Raw genomic sequence first — 22781 nt, 5'->3', positions numbered from 1 at the left:
GTCAGGCTCCTGGTGAAGATCGCAATTAACGCAACTGAATAGAGAAGTTCGCCTCAGATGATGTTGCCTCGCTGGAGAACCAACGGGAGGTAACCGTTTTAGTCTCAGTGTAGAAGCGAACGGCCTGCTTGCCGTATGCGTGCTGATCACCGTAGAACGAGCCTTTCCAGCCGGTGAACGAGAAGAACGGCAGGGGCACAGGAATGGGGATGTTCACACCCACCTGCCCCACTTCAATTTCATGCTGGAACTTGCGTGCTGCACCACCGGAGCCGGTGAAGATCGACACGCCATTGCCATAAGGGCTCTTGTTAATCAGGTCGATGGCATCTTCCAGACTGTTCTCTTCCATACAGGCCAGCACAGGGCCGAAGATTTCTTCGTTGTAGATGTCCATATCGGTGGTCACACCCGAAAACAGAGTTGGGCCAACCCAGTTGCCATCGGGCAAACCATCTACCGTACAGCCACGGCCGTCGAGAAGCAGGTTCGCACCTTGGGCCTCTCCGGTGGCGATAAGTGCCTCAACCCGATCCTTGGCCTTGGCAGAGATCACCGGGCCATAGCTGGCGCCGGAATCATTCCAGGCACCTGGGCGAACCTTCTCCATGGCTTCTTTCAATTCGGGAATCCAGGATTGGGCCTCACCCACGAACACAGCGACAGAGATAGCCATACAGCGCTGGCCCGCCGCACCAACTGACGCACCCACCAGGGCATTAAGCACCTGCTGCTTATCAGCATCGGGCATGATCACCATGTGGTTTTTGGCGCCAGCAAAGCTCTGAACGCGTTTCATGTGGCGGGTACCGGTTTCGTAGATATAACGGCCAACCGGTACAGAACCTACAAAAGAGATGGCTTTAATGGCGGGATCGGTAAGCAAAACATCCACCTGCTCTTTGCCACCGTGAACAACCTGTAGAACACCTTTCGGCGCACCAGCCTCTTCAAACAACTCAGCAAGGCGCATCGGGGTCAGCGGGTCCTGCTCGGAAGGCTTGAGAATAAACGTGTTACCGCAAGCGATAGCAAGGGGGAACATCCAAAGCGGGATCATCGCTGGAAAGTTGAACGGCGTAATACCTGCACAAACGCCCAACGGCTGAATCCAGGAATGGGTATCAACTGAACGTGCTACGTTGCCAACCGTTTCCCCCATCATCATGGAAGGGACGTTGGCCGCATGCTCAACCACTTCAATGCCGCGCCACACATCACCTTTGGCGTCATCAAAGGTTTTGCCGGTTTCCTGTGACAGGATTTCAGCTATTTCGTCGTGATGCTCCTTCAGCAGGGCCTGATAACGCATCATCACACGGGCACGCTCAGAAACCGGAACCTCTTTCCAGGTTTTAAACACCTCGCCGGCCGTATCGATCGCCTTACGCATTTCTGCATTGGTTGCGCATGGCACTCGGGCGATCACTTCGTTATTGGCCGGATTGGTCACATCAATCCATTCATTGGTCTGGCTCTGAACAAATTCACCAGCGAGGTACAGTGGAACATTTTTCATGTCGGTATCCCTGTTTTTTGTTGTGCGAGAGGGTGGCCAAAAGCAGGATCACTCTGGCTATGTATGGATAGACCTTAGCACGCCCACCCGCACTTGGTGATTGACTAAATTTCGACCTTGATGGACTATCTTTCGATTAGCTATACCGAAGGTAACAGTAAGAATCATGATTCAAACCTCCCAATGGCCAGTACCCAAAGACAGCATTCGCTATGTGGTGCCTGCCCCTATTATTAACCTCCTGTCGCAGCACCCTCTTACCCGGGACCTCTATCCTCTGGCCTTCGGCCATTACCGTCGGGCGACGGGGCACCATATGCATCGGGAGAATCATCGCGACAATCTTTTGATTTACTGTACTGAAGGTCGGGCATTTCTGAATGTGAAAGGTGTACCCTACACACTGGAGGCGGGAGATCTTCTGTTACTACCCGCTGGCGCCAGCCACCGCTACACAGCAGACCCCGATAATCCCTGGACAATTCACTGGGTTCACTACACAGGGCCGCTGGCTAGCGAGTTTCACAAATACATGGGATTTGATGACTCTACACCGGTCCGCCAACTTGGGCGGCAACCCAGACTTCTGGTGGACTTCAATGGCCTTTTATCGGTTCGCCAGACAGGCTTCCGTGCACGCGGGCTGATTCATGCGGCCAATCGTTTAAGGCAACTGTTTGCAGCCATTCCGATAAGTATTGATGAAACTAGCCATGAACGAAAATCCGAACTGGAGACCATCAATAACTATATGCATGAGCATCTGGACGAGCGCATTACTCTGGAGCAACTTGCGGATCTTGCCGGGCTTTCTCCCGCGCACTTCGCTACTCGCTACAAAGAGCAGACAGGAACCTCTCCCATTCAGCACTTCCTGCATCTGAAGGTAGAGCGCGCCTGCCAAATGCTCGACACAACAAGCCTCAGCTTTACTGATGTAAGCCATCGCCTGGGTTATGACGATGCTTACTATTTCTCCCGATTATTCAAGAAAGTTATGGGGCAGTCGCCAAGAGACTACCGTCATTCATCAAGACACTAATAGTGAATTAGCCTCATACCGGCTAGACACAGCAGGCCAGTAACTGCTCTGCCGCCATCTACGACTTTTGTTGAAGTAACGAAACCGCTAGTCTTCGGGATAAAGACACAATAAAGAGCACTCAAAATGGCTACGCATACGTTTGAAATTGATGAAACCTTCAATGTACCCCGCAGCAAAGTGTTTGCACTGTTTGCCGATCACCAAAGCTTCGGGAAACTATTGGGCGCACCCGTAAAGCGAATTAAAAACAGCGATCAGGCCGACCCAAATGGCCTTGGCTCTGTGCGTAAAATCGGTATCGGCCCTATCGGTCTGGAAGAAACCGTCACCAGTTTCGAACCGGACATACTGATTGAATACACCATCACCAGCATGAGCCCGATTCGCAACCACCTGGGCCGGATTCGTTTTGAAGATACGCCAGAAGGCCACACCCGCGTGCGCTATCGGATTACCTTTGAGGACCGCGTTCCCTACACAGGCAAACTGGTTAGTACAAGCCTTGAGCGAGCCATACGCCAAGGCATGAAAAAGGTTCCAAGGCTGGCCTAAGCGGTTTTTGTCATATGAAACAAATTGTTACTTGATGGATATCAGATAATTGACCTGAAGCAATTGTTGCTATCCATCAATTTTGTACCCTCCGCGCAACTTGCAATATCCGGTGCAACAGCCGGCCTTCCTTTACTGCGGAGATCAAGATGGCAAACGAGCCGATTATCCTTTTCGATAACGGGCATCATAAGTGTCTGATGTTCGATTCTCTGGTCACCGGAGAAGGTGTCCAATCCAACCAGTTCCTGCTAGTCGACGGCAAACACGAAGCCCTGATTGACCCGGGAGGAGACCTCACCTACACACCACTTGCTGTCGCAGCGTCAAAGTACATGAACATCAAAGACATGGACTTTGTGTTTGCGTCGCACCAGGACCCGGACATCATCGGTGCAATAGACCGATGGATTGTCCATACCAATGCGAAAATCGTGACATCAAAACTGTGGGCCAGATTCCTGCCTCATCTGGTGTCGAGCTACGTTACCAATCAGCTGAGCGGCAGTGTTTACGATCGCATCATCAGCATTCCGGATGCAGGCGCTAACGTACGGCTTGGTGATTCCTACCTTCAATGCCTGCCTGCCCACTTCATGCACTCAGTCGGCAACCTGCAGTTTTATGATCCGGTCTCGAAAATTCTGTTCTCAGGGGATCTCGGCGCCTCTATAGGCGCAGAAGACGACCACTTGCCAGTAAAGGATTTTGACCGACATATTCCACACATGATGGGATTTCACCGGCGCTATATCGCGTCAAAAAAAGTGTGCCAGCTTTGGGCCAATATGATCCGCGATATGGACATTGAAATGATTGTGCCTCAGCACGGAAAGCGCTTCGAAGGGCCCGCAATGATCGATCGTTTCCTGAGTTGGGTCAGCAGTGTTGAGTGCGGAATCGACCTGATGGTACAGGACAACTATCGCGCTCCTGTTGACTACGTATAAGCACCTAAGGGACAGGCCAGCCAAATAGGCCTGTCCCAAACTGCTATTCTTGCGTAAAATCCCACCTTTTCCCCAGCAAGTATGAGGCAGCGCAAAAAATGGGCAGAGCCTACCAGAACCGCAAGCAATCCATGGCCAAAACAGCGGAGGCCAAAACCAAGGTATACAGTAAATACGGGCGCGAGATTTATATGAGCGCCAAATCCGGGGGCACAGACCCAGACGGCAACCTGTCGCTACGCGGGCTTATTGAGCGCGCCAAAAAAGATCAGGTGCCCTCTCACGTTATTGAAAAAGCCATAGACAAAGCCCGTGGTGGTGCCGGGGAAGACTACTCTCCCGCTCGTTACGAAGGCTACGGCCCAGGCAACTGCATGGTAATTGTCGACTGCCTGACCGATAACCCAAACCGTACGTTTGGCGATGTTCGCCTCGCTTTCACAAAAACCAAATGCAAAATCGGCACACCCGGCACCGTGGCACACATGTTCGACCACAGTGCGATTTTCGTTTTCAAAGGTGAAGACGACGAAGCCGTTCTTGAAGCCTTAATGGAAGCAGATGTCGACGTTACCGACATTGAAAACGAAGAAGGCCAGATCACAGTATTTACACCAAACACCGAATACGCCAAGGCTCGCCAGGCACTGACAGAAGCTTTTGCCGATATCGACTTCGAAGTAGACGAAATTCAGTTCCTGCCGAAAACCAGTACGCCAGTGGAAGGCGATGACATTCCCATGTTCGAGAAATTCTGCGACATGCTGAACGAACTGGATGACGTGCAGAATATTTTCCACAACGCCGAACTGCCTGAAGAGTAGCCAGAAAAGTGAACCCGCAAGAACCAAGAGTGGCGATCCTGAAAACTGGCAGCACCTACCCGGCTATCGAAGAGCAATTCGGTGATTTCGACCAATGGTTTCTGCGCGGTTTGTCACCCGGTCTCGACGTTACAGTATTCAACGCTGTAGCCGGCGAACTTCCTGACAACCCGGCCGACTGGGACGGCGTTGTCGTAACCGGTTCTCCCGCCATGGTCAGTGATCGGGAAGCCTGGAGTGAAAGGGCCGCTCAATGGCTGATCCGCGTTGTCGAGAAAGAGATCCCACTGCTCGGCGTATGCTACGGGCACCAGCTTTTGGCGCACGCCTTGGGTGGAGAGGTAGGCTTTCACCCGAAGGGCCGCGAAAGCGGTACCAGGAATGTCGAGCTACTCGCCAGTGCCAAAGATGACATGCTGTTTGGCAACATGCCAAACACGTTCAGCGCACAGCTCACCCATATGCAGTCAGTTTTAAGCCTGCCACCGGGCGCTGTTTTGCTTGGCCGCAACGAGTTTGAGCCACACCAGGCGTTTCGTGTTGGCAAGTGCGCCTGGGGCGTGCAATTCCATCCGGAGTTCTCCAGCACTGTTATGAGAGCATATCTCGGTGTGCAGACACCTGATCTGGAGCGCGAGGGATTTGACCCAAGCGCCATGATCGATTCCGTTACCGATGCACCGGAAGCTTCAGGGCTGCTAGAGCGCTTTTCTACTCTTGTAAAAGAAAACCACGCTGGTTAAGACTGCACCGGGCCGCTTATGTCATTGAAGATATTGCTCGCATTCATAATTCTGACACTGGTTGGTGTGGGCTTGTATCACTCCTACAAGCCCCTGCCCCCCGGGATCAGCCACAACGGCGACACCTATCCCCTCAACGACGCAACGCTACTGACGGATTCGACCTACCATCACAGCGATGGCTCAGAAACCCGCGACCATGAAATATTCGACGAAGTCCTGCGCCTCATAAGCCAGGCTCAATCCCTCATTCTGGTCGACATGTTTCTCTTCAATAGCAGCAGCCCAGAGGGCGTGGAGCATCGTCGTCTTTCCGAGCAGCTTACCCAGGCACTGATCAACCGGAAGGCAGAGCGGCCAAAGCTGGAAATTATTGTTATCTCAGACCCGCTGAATACCCTTTACGGAGGCTCAGTGTCGCCCTGGTTTCAAGCGCTACGTCAAGCTAGCATTGCGGTAACAGAGACAAATTTGCGGCCACTTCGTGACAGCAACCCCGCATGGTCTGCAATCTGGCGCGTTTGCTGCCAATGGTTTGGAAATAATTCTGAAGGTGGTTGGCTACCAAACGCTCTGGGCACAGAGCCTGTCACTGTTCGCAGCTACCTTGCCTTGCCCAACTTCAAAGCAAACCATCGCAAGGTTCTGGTTACAGATGAAGGGGATAAACTGCGCGCTCTTATAACATCTGCGAACCCTCACGATGGCAGCAGCCGACACAGCAACATTGCCATCAGCTTTACTGGCCCTGCGGTTGCCGATGTTCTGAAAACTGAGCAAGCGGTTCTGGCAATGTCTGGCCAGCCCAACCCGATACTGGACGAACTGATCAACCAGACGGCTTCGCATCAACTACCTGATGAGAGTGCCACCGGCACCGTTGCAATTAAAACAGAATCTGCAATTCGGGATGCCGCACTAGAGATGATCACCAAGGCCGAGAGCGGAAGCCACCTGGATCTCGCCTTTTTCTATCTCTCACACCGGGAGATTGTTGCTGCCCTGCTCGATGCCCATAAGCGCGGCGCACAGGTGCGGGTAATTCTCGACGCCAATAACGAAGCGTTCGGCCACCAGAAAAGCGGCATACCCAACCGACAGGTTGCCCTGGAACTTCACAAAGCCGGCATCCCGGTACGCTGGTGCAACACCTTTGGCGAGCAGTGCCACAGTAAACTGTTGATGTTCCGCCCATTGGTGGGCCCGACTGAACTTCTGCTGGGCTCCGCCAACTTTACCCGGCGCAACCTTGATGATCTGAACCTGGAAACCAACGCCTGGGTATCCGTACCAGCTGATTCTGAAGTGGCCACTAAATCCGTTAGTTTCTTTGAAACACAGTGGCAGTCGGGCCCAGGCAGCGATCCAGTACTGAGCCTGCCCTATGAGCGCTGGGCCGATGACTCCCGGCTACGCTACTGGCGTTATCGCTTAATGGAAGCCACCGGGCTATCCACGTTCTGAATTAAAGCGCCCTCTCTTCTTCCCCCTCTCGCCTAAAGCACCTTCGTTCGCGAAAGTCTCCCTATACCTTTCGCTTATGCCTTTTAGTTTGGTTTTTATCTCGCGACCATCTAAGCTGCTATAGGTCAAAATCAACAAGAACAAGGAGATACCCAATGCTCAATAGAGCCGCTCGGCCAATGGTCAGCCTGGTAGATAAGTACCTGCCTGATCCCTATATTTTTGTCCTGATTCTCTCTCTTTTTGCTTTCATTGCCGCCATGGTATTCGAAGGCCACAGCCCAATGGCTGTGGTCGAAATGTGGGGCAACGGGTTCTGGAGCCTGCTCACGTTCTCGATGCAGATGCTGCTCGTTCTGGTTACCGGATTCATGTTGGCTAGCACACCACTTGTTCGCGGAATACTGAATCGGATTGCGTCTCTTGCAAGCACACCCGGCCAGGCGATTGTTCTGGTTACCTTCGTGGCACTTGTCGCGAGCTGGATCAACTGGGGCTTTGGCCTGGTGGTAGGTGCCCTTTTTGCCAAAGCACTTGCACGGCAAGTAAGGGTTCACTATCCATTGCTGATAGCCAGTGCCTACTCAGGCTTTATTGTTTGGCATGGCGGCCTTGCGGGCTCAATTCCGCTGGTCATCGCAACCGATGGACATTTTACCGCTGACGTCATTGGCGTAATTGGCACCAGCGAAACCATCTTTGCTTTCTTCAACCTGGCAATCATCGTAGCGCTATTTATTGTTGTGCCTACGGTAAACCGACTGATGCTACCCTCAGAAGAAGAGAGCGTTTACGTTGATCCTGCGGTACTTGATGACGAGCCAGACACCCGCGTATCCATCCTCCGCCCTGCGGACCATCTCGAAAACAGCAGAATACTGGCTTGGCTGATTGGCTTCAGTGGCTTGGCATTCATTTTCCAGTATTTTATGGACGGTGGCGGCCTGAACCTGAACATCGTCAACTTCATGTTCCTGTTCCTGGCAATCATTCTTCACCAAACGCCTAAACGGCTGCTTGATAGCTTGAATGAAGCCGTTAAAGGCGGTTCAGGCATTGTTATCCAGTTTCCATTCTATGCCGGAATCATGGGAGTAATGACGGCCTCGGGGCTGGCCGCCAGTATTTCCTCGGGGTTTGTATCCATGGCCACTGCAGAAAGCCTGCCGTTCTGGAGCTTTATCAGTGCAGGCCTGGTGAACATTTTTGTTCCCTCTGGTGGCGGCCAGTGGGCCGTGCAGGCACCGGTCATGCTACCGGCAGCCCAGGAGCTTGGCGCAAGCATTCCACGAGTGGCTATGGCAGTTGCCTGGGGCGACGCTTGGACCAACCTCCTGCAACCTTTCTGGGCATTGCCGGTACTGGCTATTGCAGGGCTCAAAGCAAAAGACATCATGGGATACTGCCTGATGCTACTGTTCATCACCGGCGCGATCATCAGCGTGGGTCTTACCTGGCTTTAAAGGCTTAAAACAAATCGGGGGCGCATTGCCCCCGGTTTCTATAACGACTTATAAAACATTGCCACATCCTTGCATGGTACAGACATAGCCCAGCCCATACGTTCAGCAACAACCTTCAATGTTGCCTCTCGGTAGAACACAACATGAGTGGGGTCCCGCCGATAGTGCCACTTATCAAATCGATCATCGCAGGTCTGAAAACAGGTCATCACACCTAGCCACCCCCCGGGCTTTAACAAACCATCCAGCTGACGGAACACCTCGGCCGGGTGATGTAAATGCTCCACAACCTCGGTGCAGGTAATGAAATCATACTGGTGGCTCAGCGCAGACTCGGCCGGATGGAAAAACGGATCGTAAAGCGCCACTTTCATACCCGCCTCCCGCATCATTTCTGCCAGTGCTGGGCCAGGGCCACAGCCGAAATCCAACCCGGAAGCCCCTGGCTGAATGCGCTCAAGCATGGGCAAAGCAAGTTTCTCAAGAAAAGACCGGTAGCCTGTATCACCCGGATCATTCTCGTGCAGCCCATAAACCGCACGCTCCTCGTCCGGCCCAAGCCAGCTTTTCCGGGCCATAATTGTTGCACTGCAGTGTGGGCATCGCAGGTACTCTTTATCACCCAAGGTCTGAAATCCTGCCAACTCGCCCTGCCCGCACACACTGCATATTGCGCCCGCACTGGCATCCGGCTTTTTCTCTGACATCCCAGTAAATTTTTGCAAATGCATGTCTGTTCCGCACCCTCAAACCTGACAAATGTTTCATTGTCATTTCCGGCCATGACAACTATTTCGTGACGGGCCCCAAAAATATCTTCAACCCAACGTGCCTATACTGCCCGCCGAAGAAAGCCTGCAGTAACGGATTTTCGCAAACAATAGCAATCGTAATTCATGACGATGTGAAGGGCTATTCTCGCCCCAGGGACAGGAATATGGATATTTCGAATAGTATGGCGCTTGAAGTCCCGCTGATTTCTGCTCGCTATGTTCGTCGGTTCATCGAATTCATGGAGCGAAGAGGCGTGAAGCGGGCAGCCCTTCTCAACGACACCGACATAACCGACGCCATGTTGGACGATCCGGACGCAAGCGTCAGCATGCAGCAAATAACAACAGCGCTGCAAAAAGCCGACTGGCTGATGAATGACGAACGGGCGGCATTTCAGTTCGGGCAACAGCTGGATCTGCCAAGCCATGGGCTTCTGGGATTTGCCGTACTCGGCCAAGACAACCCCCGACAACTCATCAGCATGATCGTGCAATACCTCCGGGTAGGGCTTCCGCTGATGGACATGGAACTGCACTCTACCGGATCAACCTTCCACATCCGACTGCTCGATACGTGGGGGCTTGGTGAGCTGGCCCCCTGCGTAACAAAAATGTACCTGGGCAGTATTCATCGCGTATCAGCGGAGGTATGCGAGCATTTCGATATTCAGTTTGCCTTTCCCTCCAACCGCGACACCCATTCTTGGCAATCATTGGCGCCGGATTGCGAATTCCGTTTCGATGCACCATTCAATCAGATTTCCATGGCACTGAAGGGGCAGCCTACTCAAAAGGATACAGCCAGCCTGCGATTTTTGCTGGCCCGCAGCCGGAAAAGCAAGGAAGAAAAAACCGGTTTGGCTGATGAAACACTGATGCAGGTTCGAGACATGATCATGACCCAGCCCGGCCGGCCGTGCACTACCACCAATATTGCCCGGCGTCTCGACATCAGCACTCGCACGTTGCGCCAGCACCTGGCCAGTGCTGGCACATCGTTTCGTGAAGTCAGAAATGAAATTCGCGAAAACTTCGCAACTCTCTATCTGAACGACACTAACGTTCCACTGGAATCCATTGCCGAAAAACTCGGGTTCAGCGATCAGGCAAGCTTTACCAAAGCCTACCGTGGATGGACCGGCAAAACACCCGGCGATGTTCGAAAGCAATCCCGCAAAACAACCTGATCCCTGACTAGCGAGGCGTGACCGGAGCAATTTGAATCCGGTCACGGTTTCGACATTCTCTGCGCTATATCTCCGCTTTGAACAAAGACCATGCCGGGAACGGCAATGACCCACAACCACCTTCAAAGGCCTAATACTCGGGCACACTTGCGTTTAAACGCGTGGCAATAGGGTCTTTTGCATGTCCGATCGAGCAGTCCTTAGTCGGTGCAGTCTGCGCGCCCTCCTATAACAACGATGCTTTACAGAGGACGAACTCATGAAACTCAGGAACTCCACCCCCCGCGGTCGCGTAATTGCGCCCGCCCTGGCAGCGGCGGCATTAATGTCCGGCGCCGGGAGCGCTATCGCAGCCCCGGTTTCCACCAACCTCCAATTCAGCTGCCCATTCCCACTGATCGGTGAGCAGCCCATCAGTGCTGAAATCAGCGCCGATATTCCAACAAGCGCCGTCGTTGGTACTCCTTTACCCGCGTTTTCGGTAACCGCGATGACGCTGGTAAACGAGGACTCCCGTACCGGTCTTAAACTGGTCGGTTCAGAAACTGTGGAAGGCACAGCAGTAAACACCAACCAGATTATTACTGCGGGTCGCACAGTCGAGCAGACCGTTACTCTTACAATTCCCCCCAGCCCCATTCCGTCAGAATCAGGTCCGTTCACTGTTCCAGCAAATGGCCAGGCCCCGGAGTTCACCTTTACCGAGCAGGATATCGGCAATGCAGAAATTCGCGTTGGCGGACTGACATTGAATCTGGTGGCTCGCACAGCCAATGGTGACATTGCACCTGCACCGATTGGCGAAATCACGACCAACTGTACCCTGCTCGCGGGTCAGGATAACTTGCTGCAAAACGTTACCGTAGAAGGTGACGTTGTCGAAACACCACGTATCGCAGTAAACCGCACCGACGTGGCCTTTGGTAATGTGCAGGCAGGTCTTACCAAAGATGAAACCATTACTCTGAGCAATACTGGCAATGCCGCTCTGGGCATCAACAGCATCTCGATTGCCGGCACAAACGCCAGTGCATTCATGCAAAGCAACAGCTGCAACACCATCGCAGCCGGCGCAAGCTGTGACGTAAACCTTACTTATATTCCAGATGGCGAAGGCCCACAGAGTGCAACTCTGACCATCAACTCAACCGACGCAGAAAACAGTTCTGTCGACGTTGCACTGACTGGCCGCAGTGTTCTGGCACCAGTGCCTGAAATTGCTGTAACACCCGGTTCTGTGGACCTTGGCCGGATTCAGCTAGGCCAGAGCAAATCTGCTCAGGTCACCATTTCCAACAATGGCACTGACACCCTGCTTATCAACAGCATCAACGTTGCGGGCCCAGACGCGAGCGAGTTCCTGCAGACCAACAACTGCACCACCGTGGCTCCTTCGCAGACCTGTGCTATCGATGTTGGCTTCACAGCCGCTTCAGCGGGTGTGCGCAATGCACAGTTGGTGATTTCTTCTAACGACGCTGAGAACCCGGAGGTTTCCGTAACCCTGAGCGCCGAAGGCTTTGAAGCACCTACGAATGAAATCGAGCTGTTGCTGGGCCTTTCAGGCTCTACCTACATCAAGTCGTCGGACAGCAGCCTGCCTCTGACCGGCAGCATCGCAACGCTTCTGGAACTGGCAAGCGGCACTTTCGAAGCCGATCTGAACGTTGACCCTACCGTTGGTCATTTCTCAATCAAAGTGCTGTTCAGCCGCCTGAAAGCGACAGCAAATGTTGAGTTCCAGCAGTCTGAAATGACCACTGGCAGCCTGGTAAACGGCAAGTTGACCGCAAACTCGCACCTGTTTATCAAGGTGCCAAAGGTTCAGCTCAAGCTGTTCGGCCTGCCTATCAAAGTTGGCGGCGGCGATCAGTGCCAGTCAATCCAGCCTGTGGATATTACTTTGACCTCCAAAGATGGCTCTAACTTCTCGCCTGCAACCGGCGGCGACGTGAGCGGCGTGTACGACCTGCCACCACTGGAAAACTGTGGTCTTCTGACAAGCGTTCTTAACCAGTTCCTGACTGGTTCCGGCAACACCATCGACCTGACGTTGACTCCGGAACTGTAAGGAAAAGAGGGCTAATTAAATATAGCCCCAACAGGTCAGCCGGCGTAAAAGCCGGCTGACCTACATAACAAAAGCAAAAAAAGGAATCGTTATGAAAAGCCTGAAGAAATCAGTACTGGTGCTGGCAATTTCAAGTCTGTCGTTCGCGGCACACGCGGAGTTAAAGCCACTTGAAGATACCCACATGGGTAATATCACCGGCCAGGCCGGTGTCACTATTGAGCTGGAAACCCAGGTCAATATTGGAGAGTTCCGCTACACGGATGAAGGTTCACTGTCCGTAAAAGATATTTTCATTGGCGGTGCCAATCGCACCGACATGTTTGCTGAATTTACAGATCCCGGAATCCGGAATCTGCTGTTTGGTCAGTCCAGTACCTTGATCGATAACATCAAGGTGGAAATTGATATTGCAGATGATGGTGATGCGCTGATCAACGTATTCCCATTGGTTGCAGCACCAATCGATTTTTCTGTGACGACTGGCGAATGGTCACTACAGGGACACACCGACTCCACCCTGTTGGCCAATAATTTCGCCATGGATGGCATCCTGACGGAGCTGAAAATTCGCATCGACACAGCAACCGACAAGATGAATGTGCAAACCATGTTTGCCATAGATGACCTGGATGTCGATATCCCGTTCCTCGCTCTTGGCATTCGTGACATGCGCGTGACTGGCGCCGACTTCGATCCAAACAACCCGCTTATCACGCGCCTTGGCGCGAAAGTAGATTTGGATATCTATAACGGTACACGGGCCAACGGCAGTTCAGCTCTGGCAATTGATCTGAACACCTTTGAGGCCGACATTACCATCGGGCAAGTGCTCGTAGGCGGCACCTCGATTGGCTCAGTTGCTCTGGATAACCTCGCAATCCAGAACACAAGCATGCGGATTTACGGGCACTGAAAAAATGGCCTCCGGTTTACCGGAGGCCATCAACTGCATGAGCCTCTGTATCCTTGTAGCGCTTCAGTGCCTGAGAAAATGCCTCCAAAAACTCACCAGAAATTTCCGGACTAAAAGCCAGGTAAACCGGGCCCCCACTAACAGGTTTTCCGGAAGCCTTGATTTGATCTTCAATACCCAGCTGCTCGCCCTGTTTCCAGACAACATTCCGGTTTGCCAACATGGCATCGATCCGCCCCAGCAGCAGCATCTTCAACCCAGATTCTATAGTTGGCATACTCACTTGCTCAAAATGGGTGGCAGCCCTGACCTCAGGCGAGTACGTATAGCCTGGGGAAACCCCAACGTTCATTCCTGTCAGGGAATCCAGGCCGTCATATTCGAAGCTTTTGTCTTTCAGCGTGTAGACCGCAGTTTCACTCACCAGAAGTGCCTCATCCGGGAACTGATAAACTTTCTCTCGCTCATCGGTTATGCCCATGCCAATAATACCGTCGCGCGCATTCTCTGCCACCAGGCGCTGAGCCCTCTTCCAAGGAACAAAATCCAGTTTTATCTGATATCCCATGCTTTCCAGCACGTCTCTTGATATTTCCCATAGCACACCACCAGGCCCTTGCGGTGTATCGTTAATCAGGCCCGGCCACTCCTCCGTTACCAGGTGAAGCGTCTGCGCGGAAGCAGGCAGGACAAGCAGCAGAGCGAGGCCAGCGAAGACTCTGCAAAAGCACACCCGCCACACTGCGAAAAAATAATAGGTATCATTCATTGATATCTGCGCCCTCAGGGCTGAGAAATACATTGGAAAATAATGACAGACTGCGCAATAAAGCACCAACCGGTGGGCTGCGAGAGAATCAGCTGCCTGCTATGATGCCCGCTCTCAGCTTCACAACCGGACAGTAAATGACCAGCAATCATTCCACGCGCCTTAACAAATACATCAGCGAAAGCGGCATGTGTTCCCGCCGGGAAGCGGATCGTTACATTGAGCAGGGCAATGTCTACATCAATGGCAAGCGCGCCAGCGTGGGGGATCAGGTATTACCCGGCGATACGGTCAGAGTTAACGGCCAGGTGATCGAGCCGCGGGCAGAAGAAGATCTGGTGTTTATTGCTCTCAACAAACCCGTGGGTATTGTCAGCACAACCGACGATGCGGAAAGGTACAACATACAGCGTTTTGTTGGTCACAGTACGCGTATTTTCCCAATCGGCCGCCTCGACAAAGACTCCCAGGGCCTGATTTTCATGACCAGCAACGGCGATCTGGTCAACAAAATCCTTCGTGCCGGGAACAATCACGAAAAAGAATATGTGGTAACGGTCGACAAGCCCATCACCAAGTCTTTTATCCAAGGCATGGCAGGGGGCGTACCCATCCTCGGCACCATGACCAAAAAATGCAAAGTAGTACAAGAGAGCCGTTTTGTATTTCGCATAATATTGGTGCAAGGGCTGAATCGACAGATTCGTAGAATGAGCGAGCACTTCGGATTTGAGGTCACCCGGCTTGAGCGCGTCCGTATTATGAACGTCAATCTGAAAGGGTTGGCGGTAGGTCAATGGCGGGATCTTACGGAGAAAGAACTGGCAGGCCTGTTTAATGCCATACGTGATTCATCATCAGATGGCGCGCCAGACAAGCCCGCCACCGCCAGGAAAAAGGCGACTGGCAAACCCAAGGGCTCCGCGCGCCCGCCTGCACCTGGGCCAAAAGCAGGCCAACGGGAGGGCAATAAAGGCAGGAAAAAGCCGGGGCCATCAAACACAAGGCCCCCTGCAGGAAAAAGACCTGTATCGTCAAAGCGCCCCAAAGCCGGAAAGCCAAGGCAGCGTAGCGTCAAGCGGTGATCAACAAGCACGACAAGGCAGATGCATCAGCGAAGGTTTAACCAAATTAGTGCCAGAACTGACACGGTCAACAAAAACCAGCGAGCATAAGAGTCGGGTTTGCCATCACGAGCTTCCGCAGCGGGAGCGCCCTGCCCGTTTGCCTCATACTCTGCAATCACCTGCCGGGCCGGGTAGAGATCCTCATCGCCCACATGAACATTGCTGAAACCCGCAGCACCAATCTCGCCCATTGCACCCTGCAGATAAAGGCCACCTACATGGGTTTCAATGCCGCGGGCGTTCAGTAGCCCGGCAACGATATGCGCTTCTGTGATGTCCTTGGCCCGATAGGCTATTTGCATCGCCCTTCTCCTTCTGTGACATTTGAAGGTATCAATCGCAAAAATCTGCGATGCTTTGATACAAAGCATAGTGTGCCCGGAGCATCCGGGCCAACTCTCAGGATACGGGCTACTCATGTTCTGGATTATCGCCACTGTTGTTTTACTTATCGTTGCACTGACTTTTCTGCTTTTTCGCATAGAGGATCTCTCTCATCTGGATGAGGAAACCTATTCAGTAAAGACAACAAGCCCCAGTGCAGAGAACCAGAACGTGCTCGAGCGGCTAAAAGAGATGCGCAAAGCTGGGTACGGGCTTCGAGGTAAAGCAAGACTCATGGCACTGCGCAAACACATGGACGGGTTGAGTGATGGCCTCCAACTCCAGTCCGAATTCCGGCGGTGCGATAGCCCCCGCGGTGAGTGGGTGATCGCACCGGGTGCAGATGCCCGGAGGCGTATTCTCTACATTCATGGCGGCGCATGGGCCGCCGGGAGTCCACGCAGCCACAGAGCCATTACGGATCGTCTATCCCACATAGCTAATGCCGCCGTCTTTGCTGTGGACTATCGCCTGATGCCCGAGCATCGTTTTATGGATGGCGTGCGAGATAGTCGTGAAGCATACGCCTGGCTCATTGATAACGGCCCGGAGGGTGCCGGAGAGGCTTCGTTCATTCTGGTAGCGGGCGATTCTGCGGGTGGCAGCCATACCCTTGGCCTGCTGGCCTGGATTCGTGACAGTGGCCTGCGCCAAGCGAACGCAGCGGTGGCGTTTTCACCGTCCACAGACCTCACACTTTCAGCGCCGAGCAACCGGAGCAATATCGCTACAGATCCTATGCTGGGGCCAGTTTTCGGCGGTTTATCGAAGATTCCAAAGCCGGTTATCTGGTGGGCAACACTGGCGGCTTTCCGAATTTCGCCAACCAGTCCTGTTGCATCGCCACTGCTGGGTAACCTTGCAGAGTTGCCCCCGACACTGATCCAGGCCAGCACTTCAGAGATGCTACTGGATAATGCTCGGCGATACGCCGCCAAGGCCAAAGCCGCAGGCTCACAGGTGAAGTTGCACACCTGGTCGGACATGGTTCACGTATGGCAGATTTTCACACCCATGCTACCGGAAGCTGAGGAGGCGTTTCTTGACGTGCAAGCTTTTATCAAACAGATCGAAGCCCCAAAACGTGCATCAGAGACAACTCACATCTGAACCTTGCCGCGCAGCGCCTTGGTTCTGCCTTTTTGCGTCTTCTTATCCACCCGTTTACGCCGGGCGGATTTTGAAGGCCTGGTAGCACGGCGCACTTTCTGTACCTTGACCGCTTCGAGTATCAGTTCTTTCAAGCGCTCAAGCGCATCGTCCTTATTCTGCTCCAGTGTACGAAACGATTGGGCCTTGATGACAACCACACCTTCCTTGCTGATGCGCTGGTCCTGCAGCGCCATAAGGCGCTCCTTATAAAACGGCGGCAGCGCAGAGTTTGGTACATCAAAGCGAAGGTGTACCGCAGAAGCCACTTTATTCACATTCTGGCCACCAGGGCCTTGAGACCGAATTTGGGTAATTTCGATTTCCCATTCCGCAATTTCAACAGCATTCGATATTTTCAACATTTCGCTAGGATACCAAATCGCGCAAACCGTAACCTGACATAGCCGGGTTAAGATAATACAGTATCCAAACAGAATCTTTGCTCAGGACTTCCAATGGCCTACTTTGCCAAACATGCCATGGTGGTGGCTCTCGTGTCGTTTATATTGGGCGGGTGCGCCAGCAACCAACAATTGCAATCTACCGCCCCATACTCACAGTATCAGCCGGAAGAAGCTGCGCCCGGCTCGGTGAAAGCCGATAAACTGTGGCAGGTATTCGAGCGCTATCAAGGTGCGCCCTATCACTACGGCGGAACCACGGGTAGCGGGTTTGACTGCTCGGGTTTTATAACCACCGCCTATCATGAAAGCCTCGGCCAGCAATTGCCACGTTCCACCTCACTCATGCTGCGCCATGGCAAGGCGGTTTCCACTGAGAACATTGAACCGGGTGACATTGTCTTTTTCCGGATAGCGGGCAAGGATCAACACGCCGGCATTTACATGGGAGACAATCGCTTCATTCATGCTTCAACATCGTCCGGGGTCATCATGTCAGATCTGAATGGCTATTATTGGCGCGACCGCCTTTCCCAGGCCCGCCGTTTCGATTAAACGGGGCACTTAGCCCTGCAAACTGCCATTTGCAGCAAGATGAATAGCAATAGCCGCCATCATCACACCGATTGCACCATCAATGATTCGCCAAGCCATTGGGCGTGACAGTATCGGTGCCATGGCGGACCCGCTCCAGGCCAACAACCCAAACCACATAACTGAAGCGCTACTGGCCCCCGCTACAAAGGTCGTTGCATTCTCCTGCTGAGCACCTACCGCTGGAATCAACAAAAGCGTATCCAGATACACCTGGGGGTTCAGCAAGGTCACCGCCAGCGTGGTAAACAAAACGCCTTTCAAGCTTCTTCGCTTTGCCTCTCCAACTTCCAGCGCTCCTCTTCCCCTGCCCGCTCTCACAAATGCCTGAACGGCAAGCCAGCCAAGGAAAGCCACCCCAAGCCAGCGCAAAATCTCCAGGGCTTCCGGCATCGCCATCAACGCTGCACTTACGCCGAACATACCCAAGGTAAAGAGTGTTACATCTGAAACCATACACAAGCCCGCTGCCAACCAGTGATGCTCGCGCCGTATCGCCTGGCTCAGTACATAAGCGTTTTGCGCTCCGATAGCGATGATGAGGCCACCGCAAACAATTAACCCCGTAAGGTAGCTTTCAAACACAGTTACGAACTCCGCTGTTTCAGATGCCGCAAGAATACTCACATAACGCTATACTTAAAATTCATACTCGTAATAGTGCATAAGCTGACCTTATGATTGATTACAAATTACTTGAAGCGCTTGCCACGGTTATCGAGACAGGCGGATTTGAGCGCGCCGGGGTTGTGCTGGGGCTGAGCCAATCCGCTGTTTCCCAGCGGATCCGCACCCTTGAAATTCGCATTGGCCAACCGGTTCTGTTGCGCAGCCCGGTTCTGAGGGCCACACCTGCCGGGCAACAGTTACTCAACCATGTTCAACAGGTTCAGCTTCTTGAAAGGGACCTGGCAAAGTCGCTTCCGGCTCTTTCAGAGCCGGCCACCCGGCTACGCATCGCCCTGAACGCAGACAGCCTGGCAACCTGGTGGGCCGATGCAATAGGCCAGTTCTGCACCAGAGAAGACCTGTTGCTGGATATCGTAGTGGAAGATCAGGATATCGCTCTGCGCAGGATGCGGGAAGGGGATGTAGCGGCCTGCCTGTGCAGCAATCCTCAGCCGGCCGCCGGAGCCCGCTGCGTCCCCCTGGGCACCATGACCTATCTGCCTTTAGCCACACCCGCCTATAGGGCACAACACTTCAGCCAGGGTTTCAACGAACAAAGCCTGCAATCCGCGCCGGCGATCATATTCGGGCCCAACGACCAATTACAGCACCGGTTTTTAGCCCAGAGCGGATATCACGGCGCTTTTCCCTATCATCTCTGCCCTTCCTCCGAAGGTTTTGTAAGACTGGCGCTGGCTGGCATGGGGTACGGTATGATTCCGGAGATTCAGGCCTGGCGGGAAATTGAAACAGGGCAGCTGGTGAACATTGCTCCCGGCCTATCACTTGATGTGAAACTGTACTGGCATTTCTGGCGCCACAGCGGCCGTGTCATGGAGCGGCTAACCGCAGCATTGCAAGCGGCATCTGCCTAAGCTTTCCGATTCACACTTACACCAAACCACTCAGGAAACCTGAGCAGAAAGAACAGCGCCAGCATGTCGTAAACTCCGTGCCAGACCATCACCAGAAGCAGGCTATCGGTTACTGCGTAAGCCGCACCCAGCACCAATCCCAGGCAGGTAGCCACTAAAAAGTAGGTGAAAGAGGCATAGTGCACCAAGCCAAACAGTACAGAGGCCAGCAGTACGCCAGTTGCAGTATTGGTGTGCTCCACAAGCCAACCCTGTACCGCTCCCCGGAACAGCAACTCCTCCCCCACACCGGCAAAAACCGAGAGCAGCAAAAGAACAAACCAGGAATAGCCTGAGGCAAACCGGTGCAGCCCGCGCATTTGCTGGCCAAGGTTGTCCGGAAACAGACCTGGAATCTGTGTAAGAAGCAATAACGCTCCGTACGTGCATAAGGCACCCAGAACACCCAACAACATGCTTTGCAGAATGCCGGCGCCGAATAACTGCACCGGAATATCTGCAACCAGGATCACCAGCAATCCGACCACCCCTATGCCACCCTGGAACGCCAGGGCAGCATAGGACGACAGGTTTGCCCTGCTCCGTTTCGTCACCGCCAGTTACTTTTCAAAGAGGCTCTTCACGGGGAACAGGTCATCATACTGTGGTGCCTGCTTCTGGGCTTTCGCCTGGAAGGTTTTCATCATGTCCGTGGGGCGGAACATGCCGGCTTGCCAGGTTGCCATGTATTTCAGGCTGTCAGCCACTGTGTGATCACGGCTGTAGTTCAGCATTTCCTTGCACCCCGTAACCGCCAGCGGTGAGTTGGCGGCAATCTGCGCGGCAACCTCCATAACTCCGGCAAGCAACGATTCCTGGTCAGGATAAAGCGCATTCACAAAACCCAGCCCTTTGGCCTCCTGCGCAGTGAACTTACGGCCGGTATAAGCCAGCTCACGTACGACACCTTCCGGCATCAGCTTGGGCAAGCGTTGCAAAGTGCCCACATCCGCCGTCATGCCCAGCTCGGTTTCCTTGATCGTAAAATACGCATCTTCGGTGCAATAGCGGCTATCTGCCGCACACACCAAATCCAGTGCGCCACCTATACAACCTCCATGAATGGCTGCAAGCACTGGCAAGCGAACATTCTCCAGAGAGGTCAGAGTGTCCTGAAGTTGCATTACAACACGGCGCAGATTCTCCGCCATTCGACCAGGATCGCCACTCATCGGCACGGCTTTGGAATCTGTAAAAACGCCAAGGTCCATACCAGCTGAAAAATGCTTACCCGTGGATGACACTACAATGACCCGGGCATCAGTGTTCGCTTCGATGTCCTGCATGCACTTGGGCAGCTCAAGCCAAAAGGCCTTGTTCATGGAGTTCAGTGCTTCCGGGCGTTTGAATTGCACATGAGCAATATTGTTCTCAACACTGACAGCAAAACTTTCGTAGGTGGATAGCTCAGACAAAGCGGAAACTCCTTTGTTAATTGATTATTAATTCAAATTGCTGACGCAAACATACCTCATGTTGCTGAAAATGTCGGGTTTATGCGTACAAGAAAGTCCTTTGCTTTTCATCGGCCAGCAGGTACAGTGGCCCTCGTTGGAAAGATTTAGCAAAGCACTTCATCAATATGACGCATTCCAGTAGTTGTACGTCCTGTTTTTGATCACGCCCGTTGTTTGTTTCCGCATACCGCTGACCAGCCATCAACACGATGATCTGGCGGCACATTAAATGATTGAAATCAGGATTATATTATGTCTACTGTTACCGGTACTGTTAAGTTTTTCAACGAAGCAAAAGGTTTTGGCTTTATCACTCGTGAAGGCGGCCCCGACGTATTTGTTCACTACAGCGCTATTCAGGGCGGCGGTTTTAAGACTCTGGCTGAAGGCCAGCAAGTTGACTTCACCGTGACTCAGGGCCAGAAAGGTCCTCAGGCTGAGAACGTTGTTGCTGTTTAATTGACAGTCAGCGTTAAAAAAAAGGCAGCTTCGGCTGCCTTTTTTGTTGCCTGAAATTCCTCTGCCGCCACCTCGTTATCCTGCTTTATCACGATAACTCTTCCTCATGCTCTACACGGTTGCGCCCGCCAGCCTTACCGCGATATAACCCTCGATCCGCACGACCGATAGCAGATGCCAGATCGTCGTTTTCACAGACCTCGCTCACACCAACACTGACGGTTACATCAATGGACTCACCTGTAGCCTGTTTCCAGTCATGACTGCGAAGTGCAACCCTGATCCTGTCGGCGCTTGCCAGTGCACTTTCAATTTTGGTGTCGGGAAGAATAACCAGAAACTCCTCGCCTCCCCAGCGTGCAGCGATGTCCTGGGACCTTAATTGTGCCGGAATAACCTGTCCGATCTCAGCCAGAATTGTGTCACCTGTTTCATGGCCGTACCGGTCGTTGAATAACTTGAAGTGATCCACGTCGAGCAACATAAACGCAACAGGGTGCCCCACCCTGCGGAAACGGGCGATTTCATTTTCAGCCAGATCACTTCCGTGGCGACGATTAAACAGCCCGGTCAGCGAATCTACCGTAGCGAGCTTCTGGAGTTTGCGCTGCGCCGACACCACCATCTTCATATAAAAGAATGACAGGTAAGCAAGCATCGCCAACACAACACTAAGATTGAACAGGTGAACGCCGAGCAGGGCGCCCGATGGTATTGGCTGGAGAGGCTCCATGAACCACATAAGAATATCGAGCCCTACGTAGTAGGCCCAGATCACGACTATCAAAGAAATAATGGTGCCCAAGCGCACCGAACTGATACATACAGCCGGAATGAACATCAGCAGGTAGTAGTGAAAGCCACTTTCCCATCCGATCATCAGGGATCCTAACGCCGAGTGGACAATGACTTCTAGCCAGATGAGCGCAATCGCAAGGCGATTCTGCCTGCGTTTGATTGCATAGTACGCAGCCGTATACATAGCCACACTGGCAACGTTTATCCACGCCAGAACCGGCGACCCGAGGAAAAGAAACAGGAAGAAAAAAGAAATATCAATCGTCGCCGCAAGCTGACACACCCGGCGGACAACTTTCCAGAACTTCATGCCTCGCTCGCGCCGCGACGCGGACTTCACAGCATCACTGTGGTCAGACATAAGCTGCAAAATCCCTGGCTATTAAATGATCAGTTCGGCCTCAGCTTTCCCCGTGAAACCTCTGGCAAACACTCTTGACGCTTTGAGCTTGAACTTACTCTTGGTAGCACATGACTTTAGCACACAAATGAATCCGCACTCATTTTTTGGATGGCGGCGTGTGCTGTCCATTTCAGCAGGCGGATTACG

General features: G+C 53.0%; 23 protein-coding genes and 1 pseudogene. 15 read left to right on the top strand and 9 right to left on the bottom strand.

Going from position 1 to position 22781, the window contains the following annotated elements:
• Window positions 1-25: 25 nt before the first annotated feature.
• Entirely contained in the window at window positions 26-1519 is a 1494-nt protein-coding gene (locus tag Q0824_RS10335) for a CoA-acylating methylmalonate-semialdehyde dehydrogenase (RefSeq protein WP_298450074.1), read from the bottom strand.
• A gap of 120 nt (window positions 1520-1639) precedes the next feature.
• Between Q0824_RS10335 and Q0824_RS10330 the strand changes: the two are divergent.
• The 7 genes and pseudogenes from Q0824_RS10330 (at window position 1640) to Q0824_RS10300 (ending at window position 8560) form a co-directional block, all read left to right on the top strand.
• A pseudogene (locus Q0824_RS10330) lies at window positions 1640-2561 on the top strand (AraC family transcriptional regulator).
• A 126-nt stretch (window positions 2562-2687) separates the two neighbouring features.
• Window positions 2688-3116 (top strand): SRPBCC family protein, encoded by a 429-nt coding sequence (locus Q0824_RS10325; protein ID WP_298450073.1) that lies wholly within the window; start codon window positions 2688-2690, stop codon window positions 3114-3116.
• A 149-nt stretch (window positions 3117-3265) separates the two neighbouring features.
• On the top strand, window positions 3266-4066 hold the full coding sequence (locus tag Q0824_RS10320) for an MBL fold metallo-hydrolase (RefSeq protein ID WP_298450072.1): 801 nt from the start codon (window positions 3266-3268) through the stop codon (window positions 4064-4066).
• 98 nt (window positions 4067-4164) lie between these two features.
• A complete protein-coding gene (locus Q0824_RS10315) occupies window positions 4165-4890 on the top strand; it encodes a YebC/PmpR family DNA-binding transcriptional regulator (RefSeq protein ID WP_298450071.1) in 726 nt (241 codons plus the stop codon).
• 29 nt (window positions 4891-4919) lie between these two features.
• Window positions 4920-5633, top strand: a complete 714-nt coding sequence (locus Q0824_RS10310; RefSeq protein WP_298450070.1) for a glutamine amidotransferase — start codon at window positions 4920-4922, stop codon at window positions 5631-5633.
• An 18-nt stretch (window positions 5634-5651) separates the two neighbouring features.
• Window positions 5652-7097 carry a phospholipase D family protein gene (locus tag Q0824_RS10305; RefSeq protein WP_298450069.1) on the top strand — a complete coding sequence of 482 codons (1446 nt, stop codon included), beginning with the start codon at window positions 5652-5654 and terminating at the stop codon, window positions 7095-7097.
• 155 nt (window positions 7098-7252) lie between these two features.
• Window positions 7253-8560, top strand: a complete 1308-nt coding sequence (locus tag Q0824_RS10300; protein WP_298450068.1) for a short-chain fatty acid transporter — start codon at window positions 7253-7255, stop codon at window positions 8558-8560.
• A 38-nt stretch (window positions 8561-8598) separates the two neighbouring features.
• On the opposite strand, the gene Q0824_RS10295 is transcribed toward Q0824_RS10300, so the two are convergent.
• A complete protein-coding gene (locus Q0824_RS10295) occupies window positions 8599-9291 on the bottom strand; it encodes a class I SAM-dependent methyltransferase (RefSeq protein WP_366521650.1) in 693 nt (230 codons plus the stop codon).
• 206 nt (window positions 9292-9497) lie between these two features.
• On the opposite strand from Q0824_RS10295, the gene Q0824_RS10290 reads away from it, so the two are divergent.
• From Q0824_RS10290 to Q0824_RS10280, 3 genes are all read left to right on the top strand, one after another.
• Window positions 9498-10520: an AraC family transcriptional regulator gene (locus Q0824_RS10290; protein WP_298450067.1), complete on the top strand. Its 1023-nt coding sequence runs from the start codon at window positions 9498-9500 to the stop codon at window positions 10518-10520.
• Between the two features lie 259 nt (window positions 10521-10779).
• Entirely contained in the window at window positions 10780-12591 is a 1812-nt protein-coding gene (locus Q0824_RS10285; RefSeq protein WP_298450066.1) for a choice-of-anchor D domain-containing protein, read from the top strand.
• 91 nt (window positions 12592-12682) lie between these two features.
• Window positions 12683-13507, top strand: a complete 825-nt coding sequence (locus Q0824_RS10280) for a DUF6160 family protein (RefSeq protein WP_298450064.1) — start codon at window positions 12683-12685, stop codon at window positions 13505-13507.
• Between the two features lie 16 nt (window positions 13508-13523).
• Here Q0824_RS10280 and Q0824_RS10275 read toward each other — a convergent pair whose 3' ends face one another.
• Window positions 13524-14276: a transporter substrate-binding domain-containing protein gene (locus tag Q0824_RS10275; RefSeq protein ID WP_298450062.1), complete on the bottom strand. Its 753-nt coding sequence runs from the start codon at window positions 14274-14276 to the stop codon at window positions 13524-13526.
• Between the two features lie 137 nt (window positions 14277-14413).
• On the opposite strand from Q0824_RS10275, the gene rluF reads away from it, so the two are divergent.
• Entirely contained in the window at window positions 14414-15361 is a 948-nt protein-coding gene (gene rluF, locus Q0824_RS10270; protein WP_298450060.1) for a 23S rRNA pseudouridine(2604) synthase RluF, read from the top strand.
• Between the two features lie 26 nt (window positions 15362-15387).
• Here the strand turns inward: rluF and Q0824_RS10265 are convergent, their stop codons facing one another.
• Complete coding sequence (locus Q0824_RS10265) at window positions 15388-15705, bottom strand: DUF2007 domain-containing protein (RefSeq protein ID WP_298450058.1); 318 nt, start codon at window positions 15703-15705, stop codon at window positions 15388-15390.
• 115 nt (window positions 15706-15820) lie between these two features.
• On the opposite strand from Q0824_RS10265, the gene Q0824_RS10260 reads away from it, so the two are divergent.
• Window positions 15821-16897, top strand: coding sequence for an alpha/beta hydrolase (locus Q0824_RS10260; protein ID WP_298450056.1), 1077 nt, complete (start codon window positions 15821-15823; stop codon window positions 16895-16897).
• Here Q0824_RS10260 and arfB read toward each other — a convergent pair.
• Entirely contained in the window at window positions 16888-17301 is a 414-nt protein-coding gene (gene arfB / locus Q0824_RS10255; RefSeq protein WP_298450053.1) for an alternative ribosome rescue aminoacyl-tRNA hydrolase ArfB, read from the bottom strand. The two genes, Q0824_RS10260 and arfB, sit on opposite strands and share 10 nt — an antisense overlap.
• 93 nt (window positions 17302-17394) lie before the next feature.
• Here arfB and Q0824_RS10250 point away from each other — a divergent pair, with 93 nt between their 5' ends.
• Window positions 17395-17895, top strand: coding sequence for an NlpC/P60 family protein (locus tag Q0824_RS10250; protein ID WP_298450051.1), 501 nt, complete (start codon window positions 17395-17397; stop codon window positions 17893-17895).
• Window positions 17896-17904: 9 nt separating this feature from the next.
• Here Q0824_RS10250 and Q0824_RS10245 read toward each other — a convergent pair whose 3' ends face one another.
• Window positions 17905-18519, bottom strand: coding sequence for a LysE/ArgO family amino acid transporter (locus Q0824_RS10245; RefSeq protein ID WP_298450050.1), 615 nt, complete (start codon window positions 18517-18519; stop codon window positions 17905-17907).
• Window positions 18520-18611: 92 nt separating this feature from the next.
• Between Q0824_RS10245 and Q0824_RS10240 the strand changes: the two genes are divergently transcribed.
• Complete coding sequence (locus Q0824_RS10240) at window positions 18612-19478, top strand: LysR family transcriptional regulator ArgP (protein ID WP_298450048.1); 867 nt, start codon at window positions 18612-18614, stop codon at window positions 19476-19478.
• Here the strand turns inward: Q0824_RS10240 and Q0824_RS10235 are convergent.
• Together Q0824_RS10235 and Q0824_RS10230 are read right to left on the bottom strand one after the other, a co-directional pair.
• Complete coding sequence (locus Q0824_RS10235; RefSeq protein WP_298450047.1) at window positions 19475-20071, bottom strand: CPBP family intramembrane glutamic endopeptidase; 597 nt, start codon at window positions 20069-20071, stop codon at window positions 19475-19477. The two genes, Q0824_RS10240 and Q0824_RS10235, sit on opposite strands and share 4 nt — an antisense overlap.
• Before the next feature lie 6 nt (window positions 20072-20077).
• Window positions 20078-20932, bottom strand: coding sequence for a crotonase/enoyl-CoA hydratase family protein (locus Q0824_RS10230; RefSeq protein WP_298450046.1), 855 nt, complete (start codon window positions 20930-20932; stop codon window positions 20078-20080).
• Between the two features lie 294 nt (window positions 20933-21226).
• Between Q0824_RS10230 and Q0824_RS10225 the strand changes: the two genes are divergently transcribed.
• On the top strand, window positions 21227-21433 hold the full coding sequence (locus Q0824_RS10225; RefSeq protein WP_071266268.1) for a cold-shock protein: 207 nt from the start codon (window positions 21227-21229) through the stop codon (window positions 21431-21433).
• Between the two features lie 88 nt (window positions 21434-21521).
• Here the strand turns inward: Q0824_RS10225 and Q0824_RS10220 are convergent, their stop codons facing one another.
• The gene (locus Q0824_RS10220) at window positions 21522-22592 is read right to left on the bottom strand and encodes a GGDEF domain-containing protein (protein ID WP_298450045.1); all 1071 of its coding nucleotides are present in this window, start codon (window positions 22590-22592) and stop codon (window positions 21522-21524) included.
• Window positions 22593-22781 lie beyond the last annotated feature (189 nt).

It is taken from the genome of uncultured Marinobacter sp., assembly GCF_947488835.1.
Classification (GTDB): Bacteria; Pseudomonadota; Gammaproteobacteria; order Pseudomonadales; family Oleiphilaceae; genus Marinobacter.
The sequence above is the reverse complement of the archived record's forward strand: the minus strand, read 5'-3'. Positions and strand labels throughout refer to the sequence as shown.